Origin of the sequence: Streptomyces boluensis (assembly GCF_009908195.1) — a bacterium.
Classification (GTDB): domain Bacteria; phylum Actinomycetota; class Actinomycetes; order Streptomycetales; family Streptomycetaceae; genus Streptomyces; species Streptomyces boluensis.
The window spans coordinates 1-23148 of the sequence record NZ_JAAAHS010000089.1 but is presented as its reverse complement, the minus strand read 5'-3'; the positions used below and the strand labels follow the sequence as shown (position 1 = coordinate 23148).

The window sequence follows — 23148 nt, the reverse complement described above, 5'->3', positions numbered from 1 at the left end:
CCCGCCCGACCCCGGACGAGGCGCGGGCCGCGCTGGCCGATGCCGCACGCGTCCAGGAGTCGACGGCCGCCCGCTCCGCGACCCCGTGGCCGGTCTGGTTCACCGCCGTCATCACCGGGTACGTCGCGCTGTTCCCCTTCGCCTACGGGGGCATGCTCCGCGACGAGGACTGGCTGCTGCCGAACGGCGTCTGGACCGCCACGTTCGCGGTCACGACGTTCGCCTACCTGACCCTGTTCGCCTACGCCGCCCGCGCCTGGCGCCGACGCACGGGCGTGGCCCTGCGGTTCGACGTCCTGCCCAAGTCGGCGACCGTGCCGGTGCTGATCGGGCTGCCGCTCCTCCTCGTGGGTTCGGCATGGCTGTTCCGCGCCACCGGCCGGCCCGTCTGGATGTGCGTCGCGTCGGCGGTCGGCGTCGCCGTGTCCCTCGCCGCCCACTTCACGTTCGTACGGCTGCACCGCGGAGCCCTCCCGGCCACACCCGCCGCGGCCGCCCGGTGAACGGCTTCGACCACCTGATCCACGCGCCCAACCGGCTGCGCATCTGCGCGCTCCTGGACGCGGCGGGCGAGGCCGAGTTCGCGGTGCTTCAGGAACAACTCGCCCTGTCCGCCTCGGTGTTGAGCAAACACACCGGCGCCCTGATCGACGCCGGATACGTGGAACAGCGCAAGGCCGTACGCGACACCCGGCAGCGCGTCTGGCTGCGCCTGACCCCGCAGGGCCGCACCGCGTACCGGGGCCATCTGGCGGCACTTCGGGAGATCGTCGGCCCGTAGCGCGCAGCCCCAGGGGCGAACTCGGCGGCGGACTCGGCGGCAGACTCGGTGGCGGGCCCCGCGCGAGCGCGACACGCCGTTCGCCCGCCCGGCTCACACACACGGGCTACCGGCACGGCACGCGAACGGCGGCCCGCCCCACTCGTATGACCAGCGGATTCGGGGCGCGGACCGGCCGGGGGCCGCTCGTTCGGCGGCGCGGGCCGACATGCCGGGGCCGGGGCAGGCCCGTTGCATGGGGAGCGCGGCGCGGTCAGGCAGCCGACGGGTCCGAACGTACGGCCCGCGCCGGGAAGTGGGGTTCCCATGCGTCCTGCACACCTGCTCGGCTCCCTCGCCCTCTCCACGCTCGCCGTCGTCGGCGCCGCCGGAGCGGCCGTGGCGGACGAGCAGCCGTCCCTGTCCATCTCCCCCAGTCCGGGCACGCCCGGCGAATCGGTGGTGGTCTCCGTCTCCGGCGGCTGCTCGGCCTCGTCGGCGACCGCGACCTCCGACGCGTTCACCACGAGCGTGCCGCTGTCCACCGGCTCGGCCGGTATCTACACCGGCAACGCCACCATCAGGCGGAACGCCACCCCCGGCAGCCACTCCGTCAGCGTCGCCTGCCCCGGCGGCGCCACCTCCACCTACACGATCACCATCGGCCGTTCCACCCCCGAGCCCCTCGGCGTACGCGGCGGCCTCGGCGGTGCGCAGGAGGGCACCACCGGCACGGACATCGCGATCGGCACGGGTCTCGTCGCGCTCGCCGGTGCCGGTACCGCCCTGGTGCTGCGCCGCCGCTCCCGCTCGGGCGCCTGAGCCACACCGTAGGACCGGGCCGGTCCCGCCGCCGCTGCCTGCAACCCTGTTGCAACGTGCCGGCGGCTTGACTGGCCCGCATGGTTGACGAGCCCCGCGTGGAGCTGACCCCCGCGGCCGCCGAACTGGTGCGGCGGCTGCGGGCGGACCACGGACCGCTGATGTTCCACCAGTCCGGCGGCTGCTGTGACGGCAGCGCGCCCATGTGCTACCCCGACGGCGAGTTCCGCACCGGCGCCGCGGACATCCTGCTCGCCTCCCTCACCGTGCCCGGCGTGCCCGAGACCGTCGGCTTCTGGATGTCGAGGAACCAGTACGAGGTGTGGAGCCACACCCGCCTCATCGTGGACGTCGTGCCCGGCCGGGGCAGCGGCTTCTCCCTGGAAGCCCCGGAAGGGGTACGTTTCCTGATCCGTTCCCGGATGGTCGGCTTGTAGCCGGTGTCCGGCCAGTTGTCCGGTACCGCACCCTGGTGAAGTTCCCCTCGGGCTGCGACAGTTGTGCGCTGTTGCGGCTTGTTGACGTCCAAGTGGTGGGCTGCTCGCGGCAGTTGGGGCGGTCCGGGAGGCTTCAGGGGGGCCTGCGGTGCTGCGCTCTGGGTGGGTCGGACGGTACGGACGGACCAGTGGACCGGCGCCGGGCGGGCCCCGCGTCCGGATCGGCAGACCTCGGGGCGGCGGGCGCCGACGTGCCGCCCGGACCACGCTCACCTGCGCCGCCCTGGTCGGCGCGAGCCTCTTCGGGGCCGCGCCCGCCGGGGCGTCGCCGTCGCAGCCACGGCAGGGCCCGGCGGTACGGGTCGCCGCCGGGGTCGAGTACCGCACCGTCGACATCGCCGCCGCGCACGGCCCGGCCCGCGCGCACCTCGTCACCGTCGACCTGCGCGACCCCCGGACCCGGCTCGACCTGCTGCACCCCGGAGCCGTGGGCGCCCGCGCCGCCGTGTCCCAACTGGCCGACGGGGCAGGAGCGGTGGCCGGGGTGAACGGCGACTTCTTCAACATCAGCGAGACGCAGCACCCGGGCGTGGAAGCGACCGGCGCCCCGGTCGGCCCGGCCGTCGCGGGCGGCCACCGGCTGAAGGCCGCCGTACCGGACGGACAGCGCTTCGGGCCCGCCCTGCCGCCCGGCACCGACACCCGCGAGGTGCTCGGCGTGGGCCTGGACCGCAGGGCCCGCCTCGACCGGCTCACGCTGCGCGGCACGGTCCGCACCGAGCAGGACCGGCTGCCGCTCGGCGGGCTCAACCAGTACGCGCTGCCGGTCGGTTCGGTCGGCGCGTTCACCTCCGACTGGGGCACCGTCTCGCGGCTGCGCTCGGTCTGCGGCACGGACACGGACCGGGCCGCGCCGTGCAGTACGGACACCCACGAGGTGACGGTCCGTGCCGGGCGCGTCGTGGGCGCGGCGGACACGCCGGGCGCCGGGCCCATCGACGCGGGCGACACCGTTCTGGTCGGGCGCGAGTCGGGCGCACAGGAGTTGCGGAAGCTGTCGCCGGGCGACCGGGTCGTGGTGCGGCACCGGCTTGTCGCGGCGGACTCGCTGATCCCGTTCCGGTTCGCGGTCGGCGGCTACCCGGTGCTGCGCGACGGCCGCCCGCTCGACGGCCTCGACCCGCTGACCTCGGCGGTGCGTACGGCCGCCGGGTTCTCCGACGCGGGGCACCGCCTGTATCTGCTTGCCCTGGACGGCTCCCCGGAGTTCCGTACCGGCCTGACCATCGCCGAAGTCGCCGCCGTCATGCGGGCGTTGGGCGCGCGGGACGCGTTCAGCCTGGACGGCGGCGGCTCGTCGACCCTGGTGGCACGGGAGCCAGGGGCACCGGCCGTGACGGTGCGGAACCATCCGAGCGGTGGCGTGGAGCGGCCGGTACCGAACGGGATAGGGGTGTTCGCGCACGACGGGTGAGGCGCGGGCGCGCGTCAGCGGAAGGTCACCCCTCAGGCACCGCGACCGGGCCTCCCCCGACCGGGTCTTCCCCAACCAGCGGCCGGAGCGCGCCGAGCAGCGAGCCGACGCAGATGTCCCGCAACTCCCCCCGCGAGAACGAGGGTTGGGCGAGCCACTCGACGCACAGCACACGGACGAAGGCCAGCCAGCTCGCGATCACGGCACCGACCGCCTCTCGCGGGGCGTCGCCGAGCGCTCCGCTGTCGAGGATGCGCTCCCGCATCACGTCCAGCTCGTCGGCCATCATCGCCTGGAGTGTGGCGTCGCCCGCGAGGACGCGGTTGGCGGCGAGCACGGCGTGCCGGTTGGCCGTGAAGTAGTCGAAGTGGGTGTCGAGCGCGGCCGTGAGCTGCTGTTCGAGACCGGCCTCCGGGTCCATGTGCACGGTGTCGATCAGGTGGTCCGTGGCCTGCCGGTAGACGGCGGTGAACAGGTCGCGTTTGTTCGGGAAGTACCGGTAGAGCAGCGCGCGGGACACTCCGGCGCGCACCGCGACCTGGTCCATGCGCACCTCGTCGTACGGCCGCTCCGCGAACAACTCGGCGCCGATGCCGAGGAGTTGGCGGCGCCGGTCGGCGGGGTCGAGTCTCTGGCGTCGGCTCTCTGTCACCCGGCCAGCTTACTTGACATGTGTCTACTTGCGGTCTTCACTGCGCTTACTGAACACGTGTCCACCAAGGTGCGTGTCGGCCATGCCGAAAGGGCGGTGCGTCGTGACCAAGGCCGGATGGCTCAAGGGACTTTCGCTGCTGATGGGGTACGCCTGTGTGGCCATCGGACTCTTCCACGTGGTCCTCGGCGTCGCGTCCGTGCCGGGCGCGGAGTCGGCGGGGGCCACGGTCGACAGCCGGGAGCGCTTCTACAACGCGATCTTCCTCGGCTTCGGGCTCGCCTGGATCTGGGTCGCCCGGCAGTCCCCGATCCCGGCGAGCATGGTGCGCTGGCTGAGCGCGGTGTTCCTGCTCGGCGGCGTCGGCCGGCTGTTCTCGATCGCGGTGCACGGGATGCCGCACTGGTGGCAGCTCCCGCTCACCGCGCTCGAACTCGTCCTGCCCCCGGTGTACTTCTGGCTGGCGACCGCCGACGAACGCGCGAAGCGCACCCCGGCGGCCACCCCCGAGCCGGCCGGGGTCGCTACGCGTCCCGCACCGCGGCAAGACCGTTGAACACCCCGACGTACGCCGTACCGTCCGGACCGATCGTCACCGGCGCCCAGTTGTTGTCGTACGCCATGCCGGTGCCGACGAGCCGCTTCCAACGGCGTTCCCCGGTACGGAAGTCGACGGCGGTCAGGTACCAGGCGTCGATGCCCAGCTTGTTGGGGTCCTTCTCGTAGAAGTAGAGCAGGCCGTTGGCGGTGGAGAGCTTCGGCACCGTGGACGGGGAGCGCACCTCGCTCTCCCACACGGTGTCGCAGCCGCTGCCGTCCGCGCGTACGTCGATCCGGGAGGCGCCGCCGACGACGCTGCGCCCGAAGGTGAGCGAAGTGACGTTCTCGTAGCCGTAGTTGTTCTCCACGACCAGGCTGTTGCCCCAGCTGATCAGCGAGTTGTCGGTGGTGGACGCGCCGGAGCCGAAGACCGGGACCTTGCACACCAGGCGCTCGCCGGCGGGCGTGTCCGCGCCGCGGCGGTAGACGAGGACGTTCATCCGGTCGTCGGCGTTGTCGGTGATGGCGACGTACTTCTCGCCGTGCGCGCCGAACAGGTCGGGTGTGGTGCCCGAACCCTGGTTCACCGAGCCGGGTTTGGTGCCCGTGCCCCGGTCGTACTCCTGCCGCCACACGGCGCGCGGGGTGCCGTCCGGTGTCGTACGGAAGCTGTAGAGGGCGTGGTCGCTGACGATGGAGACGCCGTCCTCGGCGACGGAGAACGAGTTCTGGATCTCCTCACCGTCGAGCCGCACGGAGCGGATCGTGCCGCTGTCCGGGTCGACCGTGCCGATCCGCCCCTGCCGGGTGACCCACCAGACGCGGCCCTCCCAGTCGGGCATCACGGACGTGACGGGGTCGCACTCGCCGCTCGGGTAGAGATTGGTCCAGGACACGCAGTCGTGCGGGACGTGCGCGGTCAGGTCCCACTCCGCGTCGACCTCGAACGCCCAGTCCCCGTCGGCCTGTTGGCGGTGCGCGAGCCGCACGATGTGCTGGCGCGAGTCGGCGAGCACCAGGCGGTCCTGGTCGTCGAGGTAGGAGTACGCGCCGCCGGAGGTGTCCTTGAAGATGCGGGAGAAGTCGAGCCGGGTGATCGCCTCGATCGTGGACGGCCGCTGCGGCAGCTTGTACTCGGCGAGTGTGTCCAGGGACTTCGGGTCGAGCAGCTTCACCAGGAAGCCCTTGAACGTGCCGCAGACGGTGACGATGCGGCCCGCCGAGTCGAAGGTCACGGTGGCGCACTCACCGCCGAGCGCGGCCATCTTCTCGCTGTCCACGGCGGGCCGGTCACCGAGCGGCCCGCTCCACGGATAAGTACCGCTGCCCGCCCCGTCCGCGTGCATCCCGCTGCGGCCGTTCGGCGCGAGATACGGGTGCTGCGGCGGGCCCTCGCCGGGCACGGGCGCGGCGGTGGCGGGCGCGCCCGTGTAGCCGTCGACGAGCCGGTGTCCGGGCGCCTTCGGGATCTCCCCGGCCTGCGCGGGCGTCAGGGGCGTGAGGGCGACGACGGTCCCGAGGGCGGCTACGAGACCGGCCGGGGCGAGGGCACGACGGAAGAAGGTGCTGCGGGTGCGGGGCATGCGGCCGAAGCTAGGCCGGACTCCGTGAACTGTCCATGGAAAGGTGACAGTTGTTCATGATCTGTTGACACTTGCCGGTACCAGGCATCGAACGAAACCGGCAAACACACAGGTCAACGACTTGGGTTCACTCGGCCACGAGCGAACCCAAGTCGGGCCGTGCTGGTTCGGTGCTGGCTTACGTTGGCGCCCGTTCCAGTCCGGTCGAGTCCGTCGTACTGGATCGGTGCTGGCTCGATCACCCCGCGCGAGGCAAGGCGGTCAGCCGACGACCCTGACCGGCCAACGGCCTCCCCGGCATCCGTTCAACTCCGGCCGCCTTGTTGCCCAGCACGCACAAGCACCGAAAAGTGCGGTCAGTTTCTGAACATCCGCTTCGCGCTTCACGAGGTCAGGTTCCCAATGCGCACTTCCCGTACAGCCGTCACCGCATCCGCCCTGGGGGCCCGTCCGCCGCCCATGCCGTCCTGCCGACTGCGGCCCCTGCTTCCACGAGTGGTTACTGCACCGGGCCTGGCCCCTGGGCGGTACACGGTACGAGTGCGGTGAAGATCCGTTCGCACCCGTCGTCGAAGTCCACAGCCCGCGGTGTGCTGCGGACCGGCACCCGCATCTCATCGACGTTGACACCTCCGAACGCGTCGCCGCTGAGACGCCGGGCTCTCATCACCGCGCATGCTGCCGCCTAAAGCCTGCACACCGGGCGAAAGAATGCGGGGCGCATAGGACATCCTCCTCGCCGCATCTACAGGCAGGAGGATCCGATTTTTTCGAAGATTTCCCGATGACCGGCGGATTCCCTCGTTCTGACGAAATGCGATCCATATCCAGCGGCACCCCAAGTACAGCTCATACGATGCTGGGTGTACTTGTGACGCCACTCCCTCAGAGTCGAACTATGAGCAGGCGTCGAGTTTTATGAGAGGGATTCAGAGTTGTCCGAGATCAACCGCCGCAATTTCCTTCAAATGGTGGGCGGCGCCGCCGCCATGCCAATTCTCTCAGAGACTATTGCGCGAGCCGCAGAGGTAGAACCACACCGGACGACCGGGACGCCGAGGGACGTCAAACACATCGTGATCCTCATGCAGGAGAACCGCTCTTTCGACCACTACCTGGGAACACTTAAGGGAGTTCGGGGATTCGGTGACCCCCGACCGGCCATCCTGCCCAACGGGAAAGCGGTTTGGCATCAAGCTCAAGATAATCAGGACTGCATCCCCTTTCGACCGGACGACGTCAGGCAGGGAGATTTGGGGTTCAAATTCCTGGAAGACATTCCTCATGACTGGAACAGTGGGCACGCAGCATGGAACGGCGGCCGGTACGACCAATGGGTCGCAGCGAAGGACACGCGCACGTGCATGATGCACTACGCCAGAAGTGACATTCCGTTCCACCATGCACTCGCCGACACCTTCACCGTATGCGACGCCTACTACTCCTCGCTGAATGGCTGGACAGATCCAAACCGGTACTACATGTGGACCGGGTGGGTCGACCCTCACGCCACGGGGCACGGAACAGCACTGGACAATTTTGCGGCGGGCTCAACGCGCCCGTACACCTGGACCACCTATCCGGAGCGCCTCCAGAAGAATAAGGTGTCCTGGAAAATCTACCAGGATATCGGCCATGGGCTGACCGAGGCAAATAAGTGGGGGTGGACAAAAAACGAGCAATGCATTGGGAATTACGGGGACAACTCCCTGTTGCACTTCCAGCAGTTCCAGAACGCCGCTTCGAACACGGAACTGTACAAAAGGTCCCGTTCCGGAAGTCAGGTGAAGAACTCCAACAACTTCAAAGGTTTGCTCGAAGATCTGCGCAAGGATGTCCGGGACAACACCCTCCCCCAGGTGTCGTGGATCGCGGCGCCCGAGGCATTCAACGAACACCCGAAGTGGCCTGCTGAGTACGGATCTTGGTACATCGCTCAGGTCCTCGAAGCACTCTTGATTCGGCCAGAGGTGTGGAGCGAAACGGTGCTACTGGTCACCTATGACGAGAATGGCGGCTTCTTCGACCACGTCGTCCCGCCCAGCCCTGCCGGCGGAGCGGGGAAAGGGCTGGTGAAGGGGGAGACTACGGTCAACACCGACGACGAGCATTACCTTGAGGGCGGTCACACCGCCAACGAAGGAGTAAAGAAGGTCCCGGGTCCGTTTGGGCTGGGGCCGCGGGTCCCGGTCTTCGCCATCTCGCCCTGGAGCAGGGGCGGTTACGTGTGCTCCGATGTCTTCGACCACACCTCCCTCATCCGCTTCATCGAAACCTGCATCCCAATGGCCCCCGACGAACCACACATCAGCGCCTGGCGGCGTGAGGTGTGCGGGGATCTCACCACTGCCTTCGACTTCGCCGGGCACGACGACACACACCCACCTTTGCCCAACCCCCGCACCGCGGACGACCCCTGTAAAGAAGAGAAGAAGTATCAACCGTCGCTCCCCTCTCCCCTGGTGATGCCGCAGCAGGAAGCAGGCCAGCGCCCGGCTCGGGCCCTGCCCTACGACCTCGCCGTCGACGGTGGTCTCCACAAGGAGACGGTGCGGCTCACCTTCCGCAACAACGGAGCCCGCGGAGCCGTCTTCCGCGTCAGTTCACATACGGGTGGCCCCGACCATTACGGCCCGTGGAGCAACACCGTCGGCGCCCATAAGCACATGGAAGACGTGCCCTACCCCATCTCCGCCGACACCTACGACCTTCACGTCCACGGCCCCAACGGCTTCCTGCGTCAATTCGCCGGCCCCATCACGCCCCAGCGCCCCGAACCGCAGGTGACGGCTCAACATGTCAGCGAAACTCCCGGCGAGGGTCACCTCAGCCTCACGATCAGCAACCGCCACTCCGCTGCCATCAACGTCACCGTTGCCGACAAGTACGCTCACAAGGACGAAGACCTGACCATCGGTGCCCACGAGAGTGTCACGCATCGTGTGCAGTGCAAGGCGAACGCTCACTGGTACGAAGTGGTCGTAACCAGCGCCGGGCACCCCGGCTTCGCTCGTCGTCTCTGCGGCCATATCGAAACCGGTCGCTCCAGCCACAGCGATCCCGCCTTCGCCTCCATCCCCCGCAGCCGCTCGATGCCAGCGGCAGACACTGCGGCAGAACGGACCACCGGCTGAGACGACGACCATGCTGTCTGGCAGCCCGCACGCGGTTGGTTGGCCACCTCAACCTGCCACCGCATCCCTGACACCCCGCGGCATACCGCTGCCGGCCACCATGGAGCGGGCTGCCGGCCAGCCCCTACCCGCTACGGGCGTGCCAGACCGGGCGAGTTGGTGCACATTGACGTCAACCAACGGGGCACCCTCACGATGCAGCCGCCTACGAGCGCGGGCGCCGCCCCAAGCAGGCCAAGCTCGCCCAACGGCCCGCTCTACGCGCCTTGGTGGAAGCCAGGCTGGCTCTGTGCTGGTCACCCGAGCAGATCGCAGGCTGGCTGCGACGGCAGGTTCCTGGTGACGCCTCCATGCAGATCTCGCACGAATCGATCTGCCTCTCGCTCTACGATCCTCGCCGGCGCCAGGCGATCGACCGAAGCCTCACCCAGCGGCTGCGGTCAGGCAGGCCCATGCGCCGTCCGAAGATCGCTCGTCCGCCCACGGGACAGGGCATCATCCGCGGCATGGTGTCCATCAGCGCCCGCCCCGCGGAGGTCGAGGACCGCAAGGTTCCCGACCACCGGGGAGGGCGACCTCGTGATGGACACCCGGCGTCCGGCAGAGGTCTACGCTGACCTACTGAACAGCGGTGATGCACTGACCGTTTGGGCTCCCAGGACACCAGACCCTGGCCGGGCGGACGACGGCCCCGCCGACAGCCCCACCTGCAAGCGCGAAACGGGGTATCACGTCACATACCGCCCTCTGGCGGGGGTCACTCACTGCGGATGCCCAGGCATGGATCAGAGTCGGAAGTTCTCCGGTACGGAGGGCTATGTGTAAGCAACACTGACCGCGTCGCACAGCACTACATGGGGCCCGGACGTCGGCGGTGCCGGGCGGGAGTTCAGGAAGGACGGGGTGCGGGGCAGCCGGTGGGGACGGAGCCGAGCGTGTCGGTGCCGAGTTCGGTGAACCACATGGAGCCGTCGTTCCCGGGGATGATGCGGTGGCCGATCGGGGTGGTGGTGGAGAGCCTGTACCGGTCGGGGGCATCCGACGGGCGGTGCGGGCGAACGCGGTCGATCAGGCCGGGCTCGTTGTACTGAACCCACAGGTCGCCGCAGCCGTCGAAGGCGAGCCCTGCCATCTTCGCGCCCGGCACGTCGGTGCGGTGCTCGGTGATCCGGCCTGAGGCGGGGGCGAGTTCCGCGTAGGCCCGTCCGGCCTCCTCGGTGAACCACATGTGGCCGCGGCGGTCGGCGGCGATGGCGATGGGACGGCTGTCGGGGGTCGGGATGCGGTACTCGCGCACGGCGCCGGAGGCGTTGACCCGGCCGATACGATTGCCGGTCAACTCGGTGAACCACATGGAGCAGCGGGGCCCGCGCGCGAGGTAGATCGGCTGGCTGTTCGGGGCGAGCCGTCGCACCTGCCATGTGCCGGTCCGCGGGTGGAAGCTACCGACGGTGCCATTGGCCTTGCCCGTCCACCACACCGTGCGGCCGTCGCATCCGATGCGCAGCCCGTGCGGGCCCGCATCGGGCACGGGCAGCCGGTGACGGCTAAGCCGGTTACCGGAGGCGTCCAGCTCGACCAGCGTGTTGGAGTGCTCCTCGGTGACCCAGACATGGCCGCGGCGGTCCTTGTCGATCCCGTGCGGCGCACTGCCCTTGGGGAAGTTGACCACGCCCACCGTCGCGCCGGATGGGGAGACCCGCAGCACCCGGTCCTGCGCCGGCTGGGTGATCCACAGATTACCGTCGGGTCCGGCGATGAGCTCGTGCGTGGTCCCGACCCGCGGCTGCGGAAGCGGGTACTCCCGCACCCCCTCGGACGGAGGGGCGAGACGCCCCGGGGCGGTCGGCCCCCCGGGGCTCGCGCCGGCCGGGGTCACGAGAAGGCTCGCGGCCATCACGGCAGCAGTGGCGATGCCACCGCACAGACGTCGTCCATTCCGCATACGTGCAAGGCTCATCGCGCATCGCTCCGGTGCTGGGCAAGCGCGGGCGGAGGGCGCCTGCAAGAAAGTCGGGTCGGATCGTCACATGGGAAAGCCGAGGTCACGACAGGTGGCTTCGCACAGGACGGTAGGGCCGTGCTCCGGAGGAGGGGACAAGGCGCGCGCAGCTGTAGTCCATCGGGGCGCATCTTCCGATGCTGTTTGTTCGTAGCGCGTCTGGGGGTCGATTCAACAAGTCAGGGGCATGACCACCGGCCTTTCGCCAGGTCGGGAGGCCTTCGTAAGGTGGACGTGGCGATCAGTGCCGTGGCAGGGCCGGGTAATCAGCACCGGAGGACGCACGACGTGATCGACATCGGCGACATCGATCTCTATCTCGGCCTCGACATCGGGAACGGCGAACACCACGCCACCGCCGTCACCACGGCCGGGAAGAAGGCTTTCGACACCCAGCGGGCCGCACAGCGGCCAGCCGCGCCCGAGACGACCCAAAGATCATTTACGGGACACCCCTTGGTCCGCCCTCAACTGCCATCCTCGTCCGGCGCGTTGAGCAACTACTCGAGGGCAGTGGCGCATGGGCCGAAGAAGCCAAGCGCGACCAACTCGCCAACGTCCGCATGGCGTTCAGTAGCCATGGCAGAACGACGCAGCCAGTTGTTCATCAACGCGCAATGATCCGGCACGGTCGGCCGCCCGCGCCGGGTGTCACGAATCGAGGCGAGACGTCACGGCTTGAGGTTGCTGACGATGTCCGCTGTCGCCGACAGGCCGTTCTGGATCGTGGGCGCCATGCTCGTGCTCGCCAGGTAGAAGCCGAGCAGCACACAGACGATCGCGTGCGACAGCTTCAGGGCGCCATTGCGCAGAAACACCACCGCGAGAACGAGCAGCAGCATCACTACGGAAATCGAAACGGCCATCGTGGCAACCTCCTCCGCCACGTCAACTCCGTGGCTCACCGCGGCCAGTGTGGCGGAGCGGGGGTGCCGTCCAGGCGAGTGACATGTCCGCCGAACGTGTACTGACCGCGCCTGACAGACGTTCGACTCAGCGGTCGTACGTGTCCAAGTACCCCTCTAGCGCGGCGAGGTCGTCGGTGTTGAGGTGGTCGGCGTCGGCGGCGATCAGCTCGGACCAGACCGCGCCGCGCGCCTCGCCCGGCAGGTCAGGGGTGGCCCAGAAGCGGACGCGCTGACCGTGCGCGTGCGCGGTGGAGACGATCCGGTGCAGCTCGGCCCGCTCCGCCGCCGGCATCGGACCGACGCCCTGCCAGCCGAAGTTGGCGCTCCAGTTGTCGCTGATCAGCGGGATGAGGGAGGCGTCCGCGGGCCCGCCGAGATCGGTCAGCCTGCCGTCGTAGAACGCGTACCGCACGGGCTGCGCGGCCATCGGCTCACGCGCGGCGCGGTCCCCTGAGACCACCACGGTGACCGCCCCGCGCCGCACCCGGCCGTGGTCGTACGTGGTGAGCATGCTGCGGTACGGGCGCAGGCGCCGGTGGAGTTCGAGGTAGGTCGCCGCGCCCTCGTTCTTGAGGTCGACGAGGAGTTGGAAGGGCTGCGCGTACCCGGCGTACACGGAGCCGCCGTTGGCGCGTACGCGGGCGAGCAGCGGGTCCAGGTAGAGGGCCTCCAGGGTGCGGGCGGGGTCGAGTTGGCTCGGTTCGTGCGCGACGAGCAGGGCGCCGTCGACCAGGAACACATCGGCCTCGGCGCTGGTGAAGCGGTGGTCGAGCGCGTCGTGCAACGGCCGGGTGTGCAGGTAGTCGTTGTGCGCGTGGGCGCGGCGCAGCGGGCGCGCGGTGTGCGCGGCGGCGTACTGCGCGGGGACGGTGAGGGTGGCCGCGGCGGCGGCGAGGGTCGTGACGGCGCTGCGGCGGGTGAGGTGGGCCATGAGGGTGCCTCCCTTAGGACGACGGCGACGGGCCGGACCGGGCCTCATGGAGTATGCGGCCCGGTCCGGCCGAAACGGCAGTGTCCTGCGGGGAGTTGGCGTTGTCGTCGCCCGTGGTTCACCTGTGGCGGGAGGGCGGCCCCGCCGTACGGTTCAGGCGGCCAACTCGCTCCAGTGCACCGTGCGGTCGCACCACCGTTCCAGGAGGACCCGGTCGTGGCCGACGGCGAGCAGGCCCGCGCCGCTCTCTCGCCGGTACTCCTCGACCACCGCGACCAGGGCGGCCGTCGTGGACGCGTCCAGCATCGCGGTCATCTCGTCGCACACCAGCCAGCGGGGCCGCAGGACCAGGGCGCGGGCCAGGCAGGCGCGTTGCAGCTGGCCGTCGCTGACCTCGTGCGGGCGGCGGCCGAGGAGTTCGGGGCCGAGGCCGACGCGTTCGGTCAACTCCCGTACCGTGTCCGTGACTTCACCGGATCGCCCGTTCGCGCGCAGCGGTTCCGCGACCAGGTCGGCGAGGCGCAGGCGCGGGTCGGCGGAGAGCCTCGGCTGCTGGAACACCACGCCGAACGCGGTGCGCTGGGCGCGCGGGGCGCGGTGCCGCCAGCCGCCCGCCCGCTCGCCGTCGATGACGACGCGACCGCCGTCCGGGCGGTGCAGGAGCGCGGCGACCCGGGCGAGCGTGGACTTGCCGCAGCCGCTGGGGCCGAGCAGGCCGACGGACTCGCCGGGGGCGACGGACAGCGTGATGTCGCGCAGCACCGGGGCGCGCTGGTCGTATCCGGCGGTGACGGCGTCGAGTTCAAGCACGCTGGGCCTCCAGGGCGTGGTGGCAGGCCACACCGGCGTCGAGCCGCGGCAGCACGTCGCAGGCCGCGGTGGCGCGGTCGCAGCGCGGGGCGAACGCGCAGCCCGTCGGCAGGTCCCCGAGCTCGGGCGGCATGCCGGGGATGGGTGTGAACTCCCGCTCGGGCAGGGCGTCGAGGAGTCCGCGCGCGTACGGGTGGCGCGGTCCCGGTGCGCCGAAGAAGGCGCGGGCGTCGGTGTGTTCGACGATGCGGCCCGCGTACATGACGGCGATCCGGTCCGCGATCCGCTCGGCCGCCGCCAGGTCGTGGGTGATCATGAGCAGCGCGCGAAACTCCCCTGTATGCCGCTTCAGCTCGTCGACGGTGCGCTCGACCAGGTCGCGGTCGAGGCCTGTGGTGGGTTCGTCGGCGAGCAGCAGCGGCGCGTCGCCGATCAGGGCGAGGGCGGTGGCGGCGCGCTGGGCGAGTCCGCCGGAGAGTTCGTGCGGGTGCCGGTCGAGGTGGTCGGCGGGGAACGCGGCCCGCGCCGCGGCCGCTTCCGCCGCCTTGCGCGACCGCGGCTTGGGCACGCCGGTCAACTCCCGTACGGTCTCCTCCAGTTGGGAGCGCACGGTACGGACCGGGGTGAGGTGGGCGGCGGGTGACTGCGGGACGAGGCCGATGCGGCGGCCCCGTACCGTACGAGCGAGGGTCTGCTCGTCGGCGGTCATCAGGTCGAGGTCGCCGAGGAGGGCGCTGCCCGAGGTCTCGGCGTTGCCGGGGAGCAGGCCGAGCAGCGCGGAGGCGAGGACGGACTTGCCGCAGCCGCTCTCCCCGACCAGGGCGAGGCACTCCCCGGCCGCGAGGTCGAAATGGGCGTCGCTGACGGCCCGTACGTACTTCTCGCCGCGCATCCGGAAGCGCACCGAGAGACCGCGTACGGAGAGAACCGGCAGGGGTGTCGAGGTGCTCACAGCAGTCGAGGTGCTCACAGCATCAGCTCCGATCGGCGCCGGGGGTTGAGCCGTTCCCGCCAGGCGCCGGCGAGACCCGCGATGGCGAGGGTGGCGATGACCATGCACAGGCCGGGGAAGAGCGTCGGCCACCAGTCACCGGCGAGCAGCGGGCCGCGCGAGGACTGGACGAGGGTGCCGAGGCTGGCCTGATGGGTGGGCAGGCCGAGGCCGAGGAAGGACAGCGCGGACTCGTGCCAGATGGCGTGCGGGACCATCAGGACGGCGGCGAGTCCGGCCTGCGGAAGCACGCCCGGCAGGAGGTGCCGGACGGCGACCCGCAGCCGGGACGCGCCGCCGGAGATCGCGGCATCGACATACGGCCGGGAGCGCAGCGACAGCACTTCGGAGCGGACGATACGGGCCGTCGACAGCCAGTGGGTGAGTCCCACGGAGACGACGACGGGCCAGACGCCGGGGCTGAACATCGCCACGATGAAGATGCCGAGCAGCAGGTGCGGCACCGAGGAGAACAGGTCGACGACGCGCATCACGACCCGGTCGAACCAGCCGCCGGAGGCTGCCGCGGCGGCGCCCACGGCGGTGCCGATGACGGTCGCCACGACGGCGGCGACGACACCGACGAGCAGGGACACGCGCAGCCCGTACACACAGCGGAGCAGCAGGTCGCGGCCCACGTCGTCGGTGCCGAAGGGGTGCGCGAGGGACGGCTGCCGCAGCTTGGCGGCGAGGTCGACGGCCTGCTCGTCGAGCTGGACGAGCGGCGGTACGAGGAGCACCGCGAGCACGATCACGGCGACGGTGACGGCCGAGCCGCGCACCCGCCACGCGCGCGTGGAGCGGCGCCGGTCGCCGGTGGACTTCCAGGTGAGCTCAGCCATCGAATCCCACCCTGGGGTCGGCGAGTCCGTACAGGAGGTCGGACAGGAGGTTGCCGAGCAGCACCGCGATCGTGGCGAGCACGGTGAGCGCGGCGAGCAGCGGGAAGTCCACGGACGTGGCGGCCTGGACGGTGGCGGCGGCGATGCCGGGCCAGCTGAAGACGGTCTCCACGAGCAGCGCGCCGGTGATGAGTTCGGGCACGCGGGAGCCGATCAGGGTGAGCACCGGAAGCAGACCGGAGCGCAGGGCGTGGCCGAGGAGCACGGTGCGTGCGGCGAGGCCGCGCGCGCGTGCGCCACGGACCGGGTCCTCCTCCAGGGCGTCGGCGACGCCTTGGCGTACGTAGAGCACGAACCACGGGATCTGCGAGATCGCCAGGACGGCGGCGGGCAGCACGAGGTGGCGGGCGACCTGTTCGAAGGTGACGGTGGCCGAGCCGGTGTCGGTGAGCCCGCCCGCGGGCAGCACGCCCAGCTTGAGGGCGAACAGCCACATGGCGAGCAGCCCGAGCCAGAACGGCGGGGCCGCTTCCAGGGTGTACGCGAGCGAGCTGACGCCCCGGTCGAACCAGCCGCCCTGGCGGCGTGCGGCGAGCACGCCGAGCACGGTGCCGAGCACGATGGCCACGCCGAACGCCACGGCGGCGAGCAGCACGGACCAACCGAGCCGTTCCCCGATGACCTGCGCGACGGGCTGGCGCAGGACCGCCGAGTCGCCGAGGTCACCGGTGACGGCGTGGCTCAGCCACTCCCACCAGCGGGTGACGAGCGGTTGGTCCACGCCGAGGTTGGCGCGGAGTTGGTCGAGGGTCTCCTGCGACGCGGTGAGCCCGGCGTTGCCCGCGTACGCCTTGACGGGGTCGAACGGTGAGGCCGCGGCGACGGCGAAGACGCCGAAGGTCACGGCGAGCAGGACGGGCACGGCGAACAGGGCCCGCCGTGCCGTCATGCGTGCCATCGGGCCCCAAGGGAGGCCCGCTGTACGGGAGTTCACTTCAGCGGCTGCCAGTCCTCGACGTTCCACCAGGGGCCGGAGGCGAGTCCGTGGTCGTGCGGTTCGACCTGGGTGGAGCGTTCGCCGAAGCGGCTGTTCAACACGTACAGGTGGTCGATGTGCGTGAGGAAGGTGTAGCCCGGGTCCTTCACCAGCTCGCGCTGGATGGTGTCGTACTCGGCCTGGCGCTTCGCCTTGTCGTCGGTCTTGCGGGCGGCTTCGAGGGCCTTGTCGACCTTGGCGTTGTCGTACCAGGCCATGTTGTTGAAGCCGTCGCCGGAGAGCTTGGAGGCGAGCAGGCTGTACTGGTCGAAGTCGGGGTCGGCCGGGGAGCCGCCGCCCGCGAGGACCGCGTCGGTCTTCATCCTCGGCTCGATGACCTCCCAGGTGCCGGCCTGCACCTTGACCTCGACGCCGGCCTTCTTGGCGTCGGAGGCGTAGGCGAGGGCGTGGTCCTGGCGGAGCTTGTCGCCGGTGAGGTACCAGAGCGGGAAGGCGGCGCGCCGGCCGTCCTTCTCCCTGATGCCGTCCTTGCCCTTCTTCCAGCCGGCGTCGTCGAGGATCCGCTCGGCCTTCTTCAGGTCGTGGGAGCGCTCGGTGCCCTTGGTGAACCAGTCGCTGTCGGTGGGCACGGGCCCGTAGGCCTCCTTGCCCGCGCCGTCCAGGATGGAGTCGACCATCGCCTTGCGGTCCACGGCGACGTCGAGGGCGCGGCGCACGGCGGTGTCGCCGGTGACCTTGTTGTGCGTGGGCAGGGTCACGAGCCGGTAGTCGAAACTCTTCGCGGTGTACGTCCTGTTGCCCCCCTCGCCCTTGAAGGTCTTGGCGAGGTTGGGCGGCAGGATCGCGCCGTCGAGGTCGCCGGAGCGCAGACGGGTGGCGCGGACGTCGTCGTCCTTGATGATCGCCATGGTGAATTCCTTCACCTTCGGCTCTCCGGCCCAGTAGCCGGGGTTGGCCTTGAAGGTGAGCTTCTCGCCCTTGGACCACTTGACCAGCTCGTACGGTCCTGTGCCGATGGGCTTGGTGGTGAACGGGCCGCTGTTCACGTCCTGTTCGCCGGCCACGTGCTCGGGCGCGATGGGCAGCACGGTCCGCTCGGCGAACGGCGCGTAGGGGTACTTGAGGTGGAACACCACCTCGCTGTCCCCCTCGGCCTCGACGGACTTCAGGGCGTCCAGCTCGGTCTTGTAGGCGTTGTTGGTCTTCTCGTCGAGGATCGTCTCGTACGTGAAGACGACGTCCTTCGCGGTGAACGGCTTGCCGTCGGAGAAGCTCACGCCCTCGCGGAGCTTGTACGTGTATGTCCGGCCGTCGTCGGAGACCTTCGGCAATTCGGCGGCGAGGGCGGGCTGGAGCTGCATGTTCGCGGCGCGGGTGAGCAGGCCGTCGAAGATCTTGGAGTTGCCGTCCTTGCCGTAGCCGAGGAGCGGGCTGAGGCTGTCGGGCTCGTAGGCGATGCCGACGACCGCCGATCCGGACATCGCGCCGTCCGGGGCCGTCTCGCCCGGCGCCGAGCAGGCCGAGGCGGCCAGCGCCAGGGCGGTGACCGCCACGAGCGCGCCACCCGCCGTGCGTATCGATCGGGCCGTCATGCCCACACCCCTCTTCAAGATGGACCGTTATTGCGAACGGCTCGCAATTATGCCGTACGCGGAGGAGGGGCCGGCCGGGGCCTGGTGGTGGCAGTTCTGGGCGGGCGCCGGGGGTCGCCGGGACGCCCGCGCACTCGGTAAGTTGATCTTCTCTGGACGCCGGACAGATCGATGCCGGACAGATATACGGGGGATGCCGTGACCGACCGCGCACCACAAGAGGGCACACCGGGCCCCGTCACCCGGGACCGCAACCCGCTGGAGTACTGGGCGCGCGCCGCGGTCGGCCCGGAGCAGGCCAGGCCCGCGACGCCCGCGCCCCCGGCCTCGCCCGCGGCGGCCGAGGCGCAGCAGGAACTCCTGGAGGCGATCACCCGGGCGACGCGCTCCGTCGACACGGACGAGGCCGGCGCCGCCGCGGAACTGGAGCGGCTGGCGCGGGCGTTCGCGCTGGTGACGTCGGGGTACGCGACGGGCGGCTGAGCCTCGGCGGGGCGCGGCCAGGAATCGGCGAGGACAGGGCGACGACACGGCGAGGGCCCGCGACGGACGTGTTCCGTCGCGGGCCCTCGCGCCGTGCGGGGTGTGCGCGGGGTTACGGCGCCCGCAGGTCCATCAGTTCCGCGAGGGCCTCCCGGTGCCGCCCCGCCGATCCGTACCCGATCGCGTCGGCCTTCGCCCGCTTCAGGTACAGGTGCACGGGGTGCTCCCACGTCATGCCGATGCCGCCGTGCAACTGCAGCGCCTCCTCGGCGGCGTGCACCGCGACGGGCGCGCAGTACGCCTGGGCGAGGGCCGCGGCGAGCGGGATCTCCGGGCTCGCCGTGGCAAGCGCGTCGGCCGCGTTGCGGGCCGCGGCGCGGGCGTTGACGGTCTCCAGCCAGAGTTCGGCGAGCCGGTGCTTGAGCGCCTGGAACGAGCCGACCGCCCGGTTGAACTGGTGCCGGTCGCGGGTGTACGCGACGGTCTCCGTCAAGCACCAGTCGGCGAGGCCGAGTTGCTCGGAGGCGAGCAGCGCGGCACCGGCCCGCAGGGCACGCCGTACGGCCGTGTCCGGGTCCTCGCTGACCGGTTCGCCGCCACGGGCACCGTCGAGGGTGATGTCGGCGAGCGGCCGGGTCAGGTCGAGGGAGGTGCGCGGGGTGACGGTGACGCCGTCCTGGTCGGCGGAGAGCGCGTACAGGGCGTCGTCGGTGGCGACGTACAGGAGGTCGGCGGCCGCCGCGTCCGCGACCGCCGTGACCGTGCCGTGCAGCAGCCCGTCGGCACTGCGGCGCACCCGCGCGTACGGGGCGTGCGGCGCCGTCGCGAACGGTACGGCGAGGGCGCCGACAAGGCGTCCGGACGCCAACTCCCCGATTTGCGCGGCTACTTGGGGCCGCTCCGCCGGGCAGCCGAGCAGCAGCTCGGTGGCCACCACGGCGCTGCTGAGGTACGGCACGGGCGCCACGGCACGCCCCAGCTCCTCCAGGACCACGGCCGCTTCGCGGTGCGTGGCGCCCTGGCCGCCGAGCTTCTCGGGTACGAGGAGGCCCGCGAGCCCCATCTCCGCCGCGAGGGTCTTCCACAGCTCGCGGTCGTGCGGCTCGTCGCTCTCGATCCGGTCGAGGACGGCGGCCGCGGTGCAGTGGTCGGTCAGCACGTCCCGTACCGCCGCGCGCAGTTGGTCCTCGGTCTCCGAGTACAGGAGGTCCACAGAGGTGCTCACCTGGACAGGTCCTTCCATGCGACGTCCTTGTCGGTGCGCGGCTCGGACGGCAGCCCGAGGACGCGTTCGGCGACGATGTTCAGCAGGACCTCGCTCGTCCCGCCCTCGATGCTGTTGCCCTTGGCGCGCAGATAGCGGTAGCCCGCGTCGCGTCCGGTGAAGTCGACGATGTCGGGGCGGGTCATCGTCCAGTCCTCGTACAACAGCCCGTCCTCGCCGAGGAGTTCGAGCTCGAGCCCGCTGACGCGCTGGTTGAGCCGGGCGAAGCCGAGCTTCATGCCGGAGCCCTCGGGTCCCGGGTGTCCGGCGACGAGCTGCTGGCGGAGGCGCTCGCCGGTGAGCCGGGCGACCTCGGTCTCCACCCAGAGCTTCAGGAGTTCCTGGTGCAGGTCGTGGGTGCGCAGTTCGGGGCGCTCGCGCCAGGCGGTGACGACCGGGCCGATCATGCCGCCCTCGCGGGGCAGCCGCATGCCGCCGATGGCGACGCGCTCGTTCATCAGGGTGGTCTGCGCGACCCGCCAGCCCTCGCCGACCTCACCGAGCCGGTGCGCGTCGGGGATGCGCACATCGGAGAGGAACACCTCGTTGAACTCGGCCTCGCCGGTGATCTGCCGCAGCGGCCGCACCTCGACGCCGGGGTCGGTCATGTCGCACACGAAGTACGTGATGCCGCGGTGCTTCGGCTGGTCGGGGTCGGTGCGGGCGATGAGGATGGCCCAGCGGGCGTTGTGGGCGTTGGACGTCCACACCTTCTGCCCGTTGACCACCCAGGTGTCGCCGTCGCGCACCGCCCGCGTGCCGAGCGCCGCGAGGTCGGATCCGGCGCCGGGCTCGGAGAACAGCTGGCACCACACCTCCTCGCCCAGCCACAGCGGCCTGAGCCAGCGCCGCTTCTGCTCCTCGGTGCCGTACGCGAGGACGGTGGGCGCGGCCATGCCGAGGCCGATGCCGATGCGGCGCGGGTCGTTGTCGGGCGCGCCCGCGGCCTCCAACTCGGCGTCCACGACGGCCTGTTGGGCGCGCGGAAGACCCAGCCCGCCGAGCCCTTCGGGATAGTGCACCCAGGCCAGCCCGGCGTCGAAGCGCGCTGCGAGAAAGTCCGCGCGCGGGGTGCTCGCGGGCGGATGCGCGGCGAGGAACTCCCGCGTACGGCCTTGGAGTTGACTGTCGTCGAGGGTCACGCGGCGGCTCCTTCCGGGACGATCGCTACGCGACCGATGGTCACACCGTCGGCGAGGCGCTGCACGGCCGCCGCCCCGTCCTTCAGTGCGACACGCTCGCTGACCAGGGGCTTGATGGCGCCCTTGGCGGCGAGTCCGGTCAGCGTGTCGTGGCAGCGGCGGACCGCGTCCGGGTCCTTGGTGTTGTAGAGGCCCCAGTGCAGGCCGAGGACCGAGTAGTTCTTCACCAGGGCATGGTTGAGGCCGGGCGTGGGGATGACGCCGCTGGCGAAGCCGACCACGACGATGCGGCCCTCGAAGGCCACGCACTTGGTGGACTTGGCGTACGCGTCGCCGCCGACCGGGTCGTAGATCACGTCGGCGCCACGCCCGCCGGTGGTCTCCTTCACGACGGAGATCAGGTCGTCGCTGCGGCGGTCGATGACCACATCGCAGCCCAACTCCTCGGCCACGCGCACCTTTTCGGGGCCGCCCACGACACCGATGACCTTGGCGCCCGCGGCCTTGCCGAGCTGGACGGCGGCGGAGCCGACCCCGCCCGCGGCGGCGTGCACGAGCAGCGTCTCGCCCGGCTGCAGCGCGGCCCGGCGGTGCAGGCCGAACCAGCCCGTCTGGTAGCCGATGTGCAGGGCCGCGGCCTCGGCGTCGTCGAGGGCCTCGGGCGCGGGCAGCACGGCGGCCGCGTCGGCGACCGTGTACTCGGCGAAGCCGCCGTACGGCAGTGCCGGGTTGGCGAGGACGCGGCGGCCGTCCTCGGTCTCGCCGCAGACCTCCACGCCGGGCGTGAACGGCAGCGGCGGCCGGATCTGGTACTGGCCGCGGCAGAGCAGCGCGTCCGGGAAGTTGATGTTGGCGGCCCGCACCTTGAGGAGCAGCTGCCCGTCGCCCGGTGTGGGCACCGGCGTCGCTTCGAGCCGCATCACCTCGCCGGGCTCGCCGTTCTCGTGCACTCGCCATGCCTGCATGCGGGGCCTCCACGGAGGGTCGTAGAACCAAGCTCGACCGCATACTAAGCGGTCGCTTGCCCCCAGGGGAACCGTCCGGCGCCCCTGGATTCCGGCCCGTCCGATCCGGGTCCGCGTCGGGTCCGCGCCAGGTGCGCGCCGAGTGCGCGTCAGCCCTTCCCGTCAGCCCTTCCTCTCGGCCCTGGCCGGCTTGGCGCGTACGTGCATCCGCTCGCCCTGCGGCCCGAAGAGGCTGAGGAACTCCACCCCGCCCTCCTCGGTGGGCCCGAACCAGTGCGGCAGCCGGGTGTCGAACTCGGCCGCCTCGCCCGGCCCGAGCACCACATCGTGGTCGGCGAGCAGCAGCCGCAACTTGCCGCCGAGCACGTACAGCCACTCGTACCCCTCATGGGTGCGCTGCTCCGGCACCTCGGTGAGCTTCGGGATCACGATCTTGTACGCCTGGAGCCCGCCGGGCTGCCGGGTGAGCGGGACCATGGTGCGGCCGCGGCGCTCGATCGGCTCGGCCCGTACGCGGGGGTCACCGACGGGCGGCGCGCCGACGAGTTCGTCCAGCGGGACCTGGTGGGCGCGGGCGATGGGCAGGAGCAGTTCGAGGCTGGGCCTGCGCTGCCCGGACTCCAGGCGCGACAGGGTGCTGACCGAGATGCCGGTCACCTCGGAGAGCCCCGCGAGGGTCGCGCCGCGCTCCTTGCGCAGCCGCCGCAGCCGGGGCCCGACTTCCGCGAGCACCTCGTCGGTGCCTTGCGGGGCGGACGCGGACTCCGACGGGTGCGGGTGGGCGTGCGCGTGCGGGTGGGCGGCGGACGGGGTGCGGGG

Annotated in this window: 23 protein-coding genes and 1 pseudogene; 10 read left to right on the top strand and 14 right to left on the bottom strand. The window is 70.9% G+C overall.

Annotated elements, in window-relative coordinates; genetic code table 11:
* From GUY60_RS38950 to GUY60_RS14260, 5 genes are all read left to right on the top strand, one after another.
* Positions 1–503 (top strand): hypothetical protein (locus GUY60_RS38950; protein ID WP_161697625.1); only part of this gene is annotated, 503 nt, incomplete at its 5' end.
* Positions 500–781: a transcriptional regulator gene (locus tag GUY60_RS38945; RefSeq protein WP_312866303.1), complete on the top strand. Its 282-nt coding sequence runs from the start codon at positions 500–502 to the stop codon at positions 779–781. The genes GUY60_RS38950 and GUY60_RS38945, both read left to right, overlap by 4 nt.
* A gap of 306 nt (positions 782–1087) precedes the next feature.
* Positions 1088–1582: a hypothetical protein gene (locus GUY60_RS14270; RefSeq protein WP_161697621.1), complete on the top strand. Its 495-nt coding sequence runs from the start codon at positions 1088–1090 to the stop codon at positions 1580–1582.
* A gap of 80 nt (positions 1583–1662) precedes the next feature.
* A complete protein-coding gene (locus GUY60_RS14265; RefSeq protein ID WP_161697618.1) occupies positions 1663–2019 on the top strand; it encodes a DUF779 domain-containing protein in 357 nt (118 codons plus the stop codon).
* 283 nt (positions 2020–2302) lie between these two features.
* On the top strand, positions 2303–3493 hold the full coding sequence (locus GUY60_RS14260) for a phosphodiester glycosidase family protein (RefSeq protein ID WP_188132505.1): 1191 nt from the start codon (positions 2303–2305) through the stop codon (positions 3491–3493).
* Positions 3494–3518: 25 nt separating this feature from the next.
* On the opposite strand, the gene GUY60_RS14255 is transcribed toward GUY60_RS14260, so the two are convergent.
* Positions 3519–4145, bottom strand: coding sequence for a TetR/AcrR family transcriptional regulator (locus GUY60_RS14255; RefSeq protein ID WP_161697616.1), 627 nt, complete (start codon positions 4143–4145; stop codon positions 3519–3521).
* Between the two features lie 103 nt (positions 4146–4248).
* On the opposite strand from GUY60_RS14255, the gene GUY60_RS14250 reads away from it, so the two are divergent.
* A complete protein-coding gene (locus tag GUY60_RS14250; protein WP_312866302.1) occupies positions 4249–4701 on the top strand; it encodes a DUF4345 domain-containing protein in 453 nt (150 codons plus the stop codon).
* On the opposite strand, the gene GUY60_RS14245 is transcribed toward GUY60_RS14250, so the two are convergent.
* Positions 4670–6268, bottom strand: coding sequence for a hypothetical protein (locus GUY60_RS14245; protein WP_161697613.1), 1599 nt, complete (start codon positions 6266–6268; stop codon positions 4670–4672). The genes GUY60_RS14250 and GUY60_RS14245 overlap by 32 nt on opposite strands.
* A 935-nt stretch (positions 6269–7203) precedes the next feature.
* Between GUY60_RS14245 and GUY60_RS14240 the strand changes: the two genes are divergently transcribed.
* Positions 7204–9402: a phosphocholine-specific phospholipase C gene (locus GUY60_RS14240; RefSeq protein ID WP_161697611.1), complete on the top strand. Its 2199-nt coding sequence runs from the start codon at positions 7204–7206 to the stop codon at positions 9400–9402.
* 194 nt (positions 9403–9596) lie between these two features.
* A pseudogene (locus GUY60_RS40060) lies at positions 9597–10005 on the top strand (transposase); the annotation flags it as partial.
* Between the two features lie 286 nt (positions 10006–10291).
* Here GUY60_RS40060 and GUY60_RS14235 read toward each other — a convergent pair.
* Positions 10292–11347 (bottom strand): Vgb family protein, encoded by a 1056-nt coding sequence (locus GUY60_RS14235; protein ID WP_161697609.1) that lies wholly within the window; start codon positions 11345–11347, stop codon positions 10292–10294.
* Positions 11348–11632: 285 nt separating this feature from the next.
* Between GUY60_RS14235 and GUY60_RS14230 the strand changes: the two genes are divergently transcribed.
* Complete coding sequence (locus GUY60_RS14230) at positions 11633–12025, top strand: hypothetical protein (protein ID WP_161697607.1); 393 nt, start codon at positions 11633–11635, stop codon at positions 12023–12025.
* Positions 12026–12075: 50 nt separating this feature from the next.
* On the opposite strand, the gene GUY60_RS14225 is transcribed toward GUY60_RS14230, so the two are convergent.
* The 7 genes from GUY60_RS14225 to GUY60_RS14195 all read right to left on the bottom strand — a co-directional run bounded on the left by GUY60_RS14225 (position 12076) and on the right by GUY60_RS14195 (position 18475).
* On the bottom strand, positions 12076–12270 hold the full coding sequence (locus GUY60_RS14225) for a hypothetical protein (protein ID WP_161697605.1): 195 nt from the start codon (positions 12268–12270) through the stop codon (positions 12076–12078).
* Positions 12271–12397: 127 nt separating this feature from the next.
* Entirely contained in the window at positions 12398–13243 is an 846-nt protein-coding gene (locus GUY60_RS14220) for a phosphatidylinositol-specific phospholipase C/glycerophosphodiester phosphodiesterase family protein (protein ID WP_161697603.1), read from the bottom strand.
* A gap of 153 nt (positions 13244–13396) precedes the next feature.
* Positions 13397–14053 (bottom strand): ABC transporter ATP-binding protein, encoded by a 657-nt coding sequence (locus tag GUY60_RS14215; RefSeq protein WP_161697601.1) that lies wholly within the window; start codon positions 14051–14053, stop codon positions 13397–13399.
* On the bottom strand, positions 14046–14945 hold the full coding sequence (locus GUY60_RS14210; RefSeq protein ID WP_161697629.1) for an ABC transporter ATP-binding protein: 900 nt from the start codon (positions 14943–14945) through the stop codon (positions 14046–14048). Before GUY60_RS14210 ends, GUY60_RS14215 begins: the two co-directional genes overlap by 8 nt.
* Positions 14946–15019: 74 nt before the next feature.
* Complete coding sequence (locus tag GUY60_RS14205; protein ID WP_161697599.1) at positions 15020–15886, bottom strand: ABC transporter permease; 867 nt, start codon at positions 15884–15886, stop codon at positions 15020–15022.
* Positions 15879–16844 carry an ABC transporter permease gene (locus GUY60_RS14200; RefSeq protein ID WP_161697597.1) on the bottom strand — a complete coding sequence of 322 codons (966 nt, stop codon included), beginning with the start codon at positions 16842–16844 and terminating at the stop codon, positions 15879–15881. Before GUY60_RS14200 ends, GUY60_RS14205 begins: the two co-directional genes overlap by 8 nt.
* 32 nt (positions 16845–16876) lie before the next feature.
* On the bottom strand, positions 16877–18475 hold the full coding sequence (locus tag GUY60_RS14195; RefSeq protein ID WP_161697595.1) for an ABC transporter substrate-binding protein: 1599 nt from the start codon (positions 18473–18475) through the stop codon (positions 16877–16879).
* Positions 18476–18673: 198 nt separating this feature from the next.
* Here GUY60_RS14195 and GUY60_RS14190 point away from each other — a divergent pair, with 198 nt between their 5' ends.
* Positions 18674–18958, top strand: coding sequence for a hypothetical protein (locus GUY60_RS14190; protein WP_161697593.1), 285 nt, complete (start codon positions 18674–18676; stop codon positions 18956–18958).
* A gap of 112 nt (positions 18959–19070) precedes the next feature.
* Here the strand turns inward: GUY60_RS14190 and GUY60_RS14185 are convergent, their stop codons facing one another.
* The 4 genes from GUY60_RS14185 to GUY60_RS14170 form a co-directional block, all read right to left on the bottom strand.
* Entirely contained in the window at positions 19071–20201 is a 1131-nt protein-coding gene (locus tag GUY60_RS14185) for an acyl-CoA dehydrogenase family protein (RefSeq protein ID WP_161697591.1), read from the bottom strand.
* Positions 20180–21364: an acyl-CoA dehydrogenase family protein gene (locus GUY60_RS14180; RefSeq protein ID WP_161697589.1), complete on the bottom strand. Its 1185-nt coding sequence runs from the start codon at positions 21362–21364 to the stop codon at positions 20180–20182. The genes GUY60_RS14185 and GUY60_RS14180 overlap by 22 nt, the downstream gene beginning before the upstream one ends.
* A complete protein-coding gene (locus tag GUY60_RS14175; protein WP_161697587.1) occupies positions 21361–22329 on the bottom strand; it encodes an NADPH:quinone oxidoreductase family protein in 969 nt (322 codons plus the stop codon). The genes GUY60_RS14180 and GUY60_RS14175 overlap by 4 nt, the downstream gene beginning before the upstream one ends.
* A gap of 162 nt (positions 22330–22491) precedes the next feature.
* Positions 22492–23061 carry a helix-turn-helix domain-containing protein gene (locus GUY60_RS14170; protein WP_161697626.1) on the bottom strand — a complete coding sequence of 190 codons (570 nt, stop codon included), beginning with the start codon at positions 23059–23061 and terminating at the stop codon, positions 22492–22494.
* Positions 23062–23148: the final 87 nt, after the last annotated feature.

What these genes read in the sequence shown, in the direction of transcription:
- GUY60_RS14265 (WP_161697618.1), top strand. Translation starts at nt 1,663, where the DNA reads ATGGTTGACGAGCCCCGCGTGGAGCTGACCCCCGCGGCCGCCGAACTG.
- GUY60_RS14185 (WP_161697591.1), bottom strand. Translation starts at nt 20,201, where the DNA reads ATGGAAGGACCTGTCCAGGTGAGCACCTCTGTGGACCTCCTGTACTCG.
- GUY60_RS14225 (WP_161697605.1), bottom strand. Translation starts at nt 12,270, where the DNA reads ATGGCCGTTTCGATTTCCGTAGTGATGCTGCTGCTCGTTCTCGCGGTG.
- GUY60_RS14195 (WP_161697595.1), bottom strand. Translation starts at nt 18,475, where the DNA reads ATGACGGCCCGATCGATACGCACGGCGGGTGGCGCGCTCGTGGCGGTC.
- GUY60_RS14205 (WP_161697599.1), bottom strand. Translation starts at nt 15,886, where the DNA reads ATGGCTGAGCTCACCTGGAAGTCCACCGGCGACCGGCGCCGCTCCACG.
- GUY60_RS14245 (WP_161697613.1), bottom strand. Translation starts at nt 6,268, where the DNA reads ATGCCCCGCACCCGCAGCACCTTCTTCCGTCGTGCCCTCGCCCCGGCC.
- GUY60_RS14235 (WP_161697609.1), bottom strand. Translation starts at nt 11,347, where the DNA reads ATGCGGAATGGACGACGTCTGTGCGGTGGCATCGCCACTGCTGCCGTG.
- GUY60_RS14270 (WP_161697621.1), top strand. Translation starts at nt 1,088, where the DNA reads ATGCGTCCTGCACACCTGCTCGGCTCCCTCGCCCTCTCCACGCTCGCC.
- GUY60_RS14220 (WP_161697603.1), bottom strand. Translation starts at nt 13,243, where the DNA reads ATGGCCCACCTCACCCGCCGCAGCGCCGTCACGACCCTCGCCGCCGCC.
- GUY60_RS14175 (WP_161697587.1), bottom strand. Translation starts at nt 22,329, where the DNA reads ATGCAGGCATGGCGAGTGCACGAGAACGGCGAGCCCGGCGAGGTGATG.
- GUY60_RS14200 (WP_161697597.1), bottom strand. Translation starts at nt 16,844, where the DNA reads ATGGCACGCATGACGGCACGGCGGGCCCTGTTCGCCGTGCCCGTCCTG.
- GUY60_RS14210 (WP_161697629.1), bottom strand. Translation starts at nt 14,945, where the DNA reads ATGCGCGGCGAGAAGTACGTACGGGCCGTCAGCGACGCCCATTTCGAC.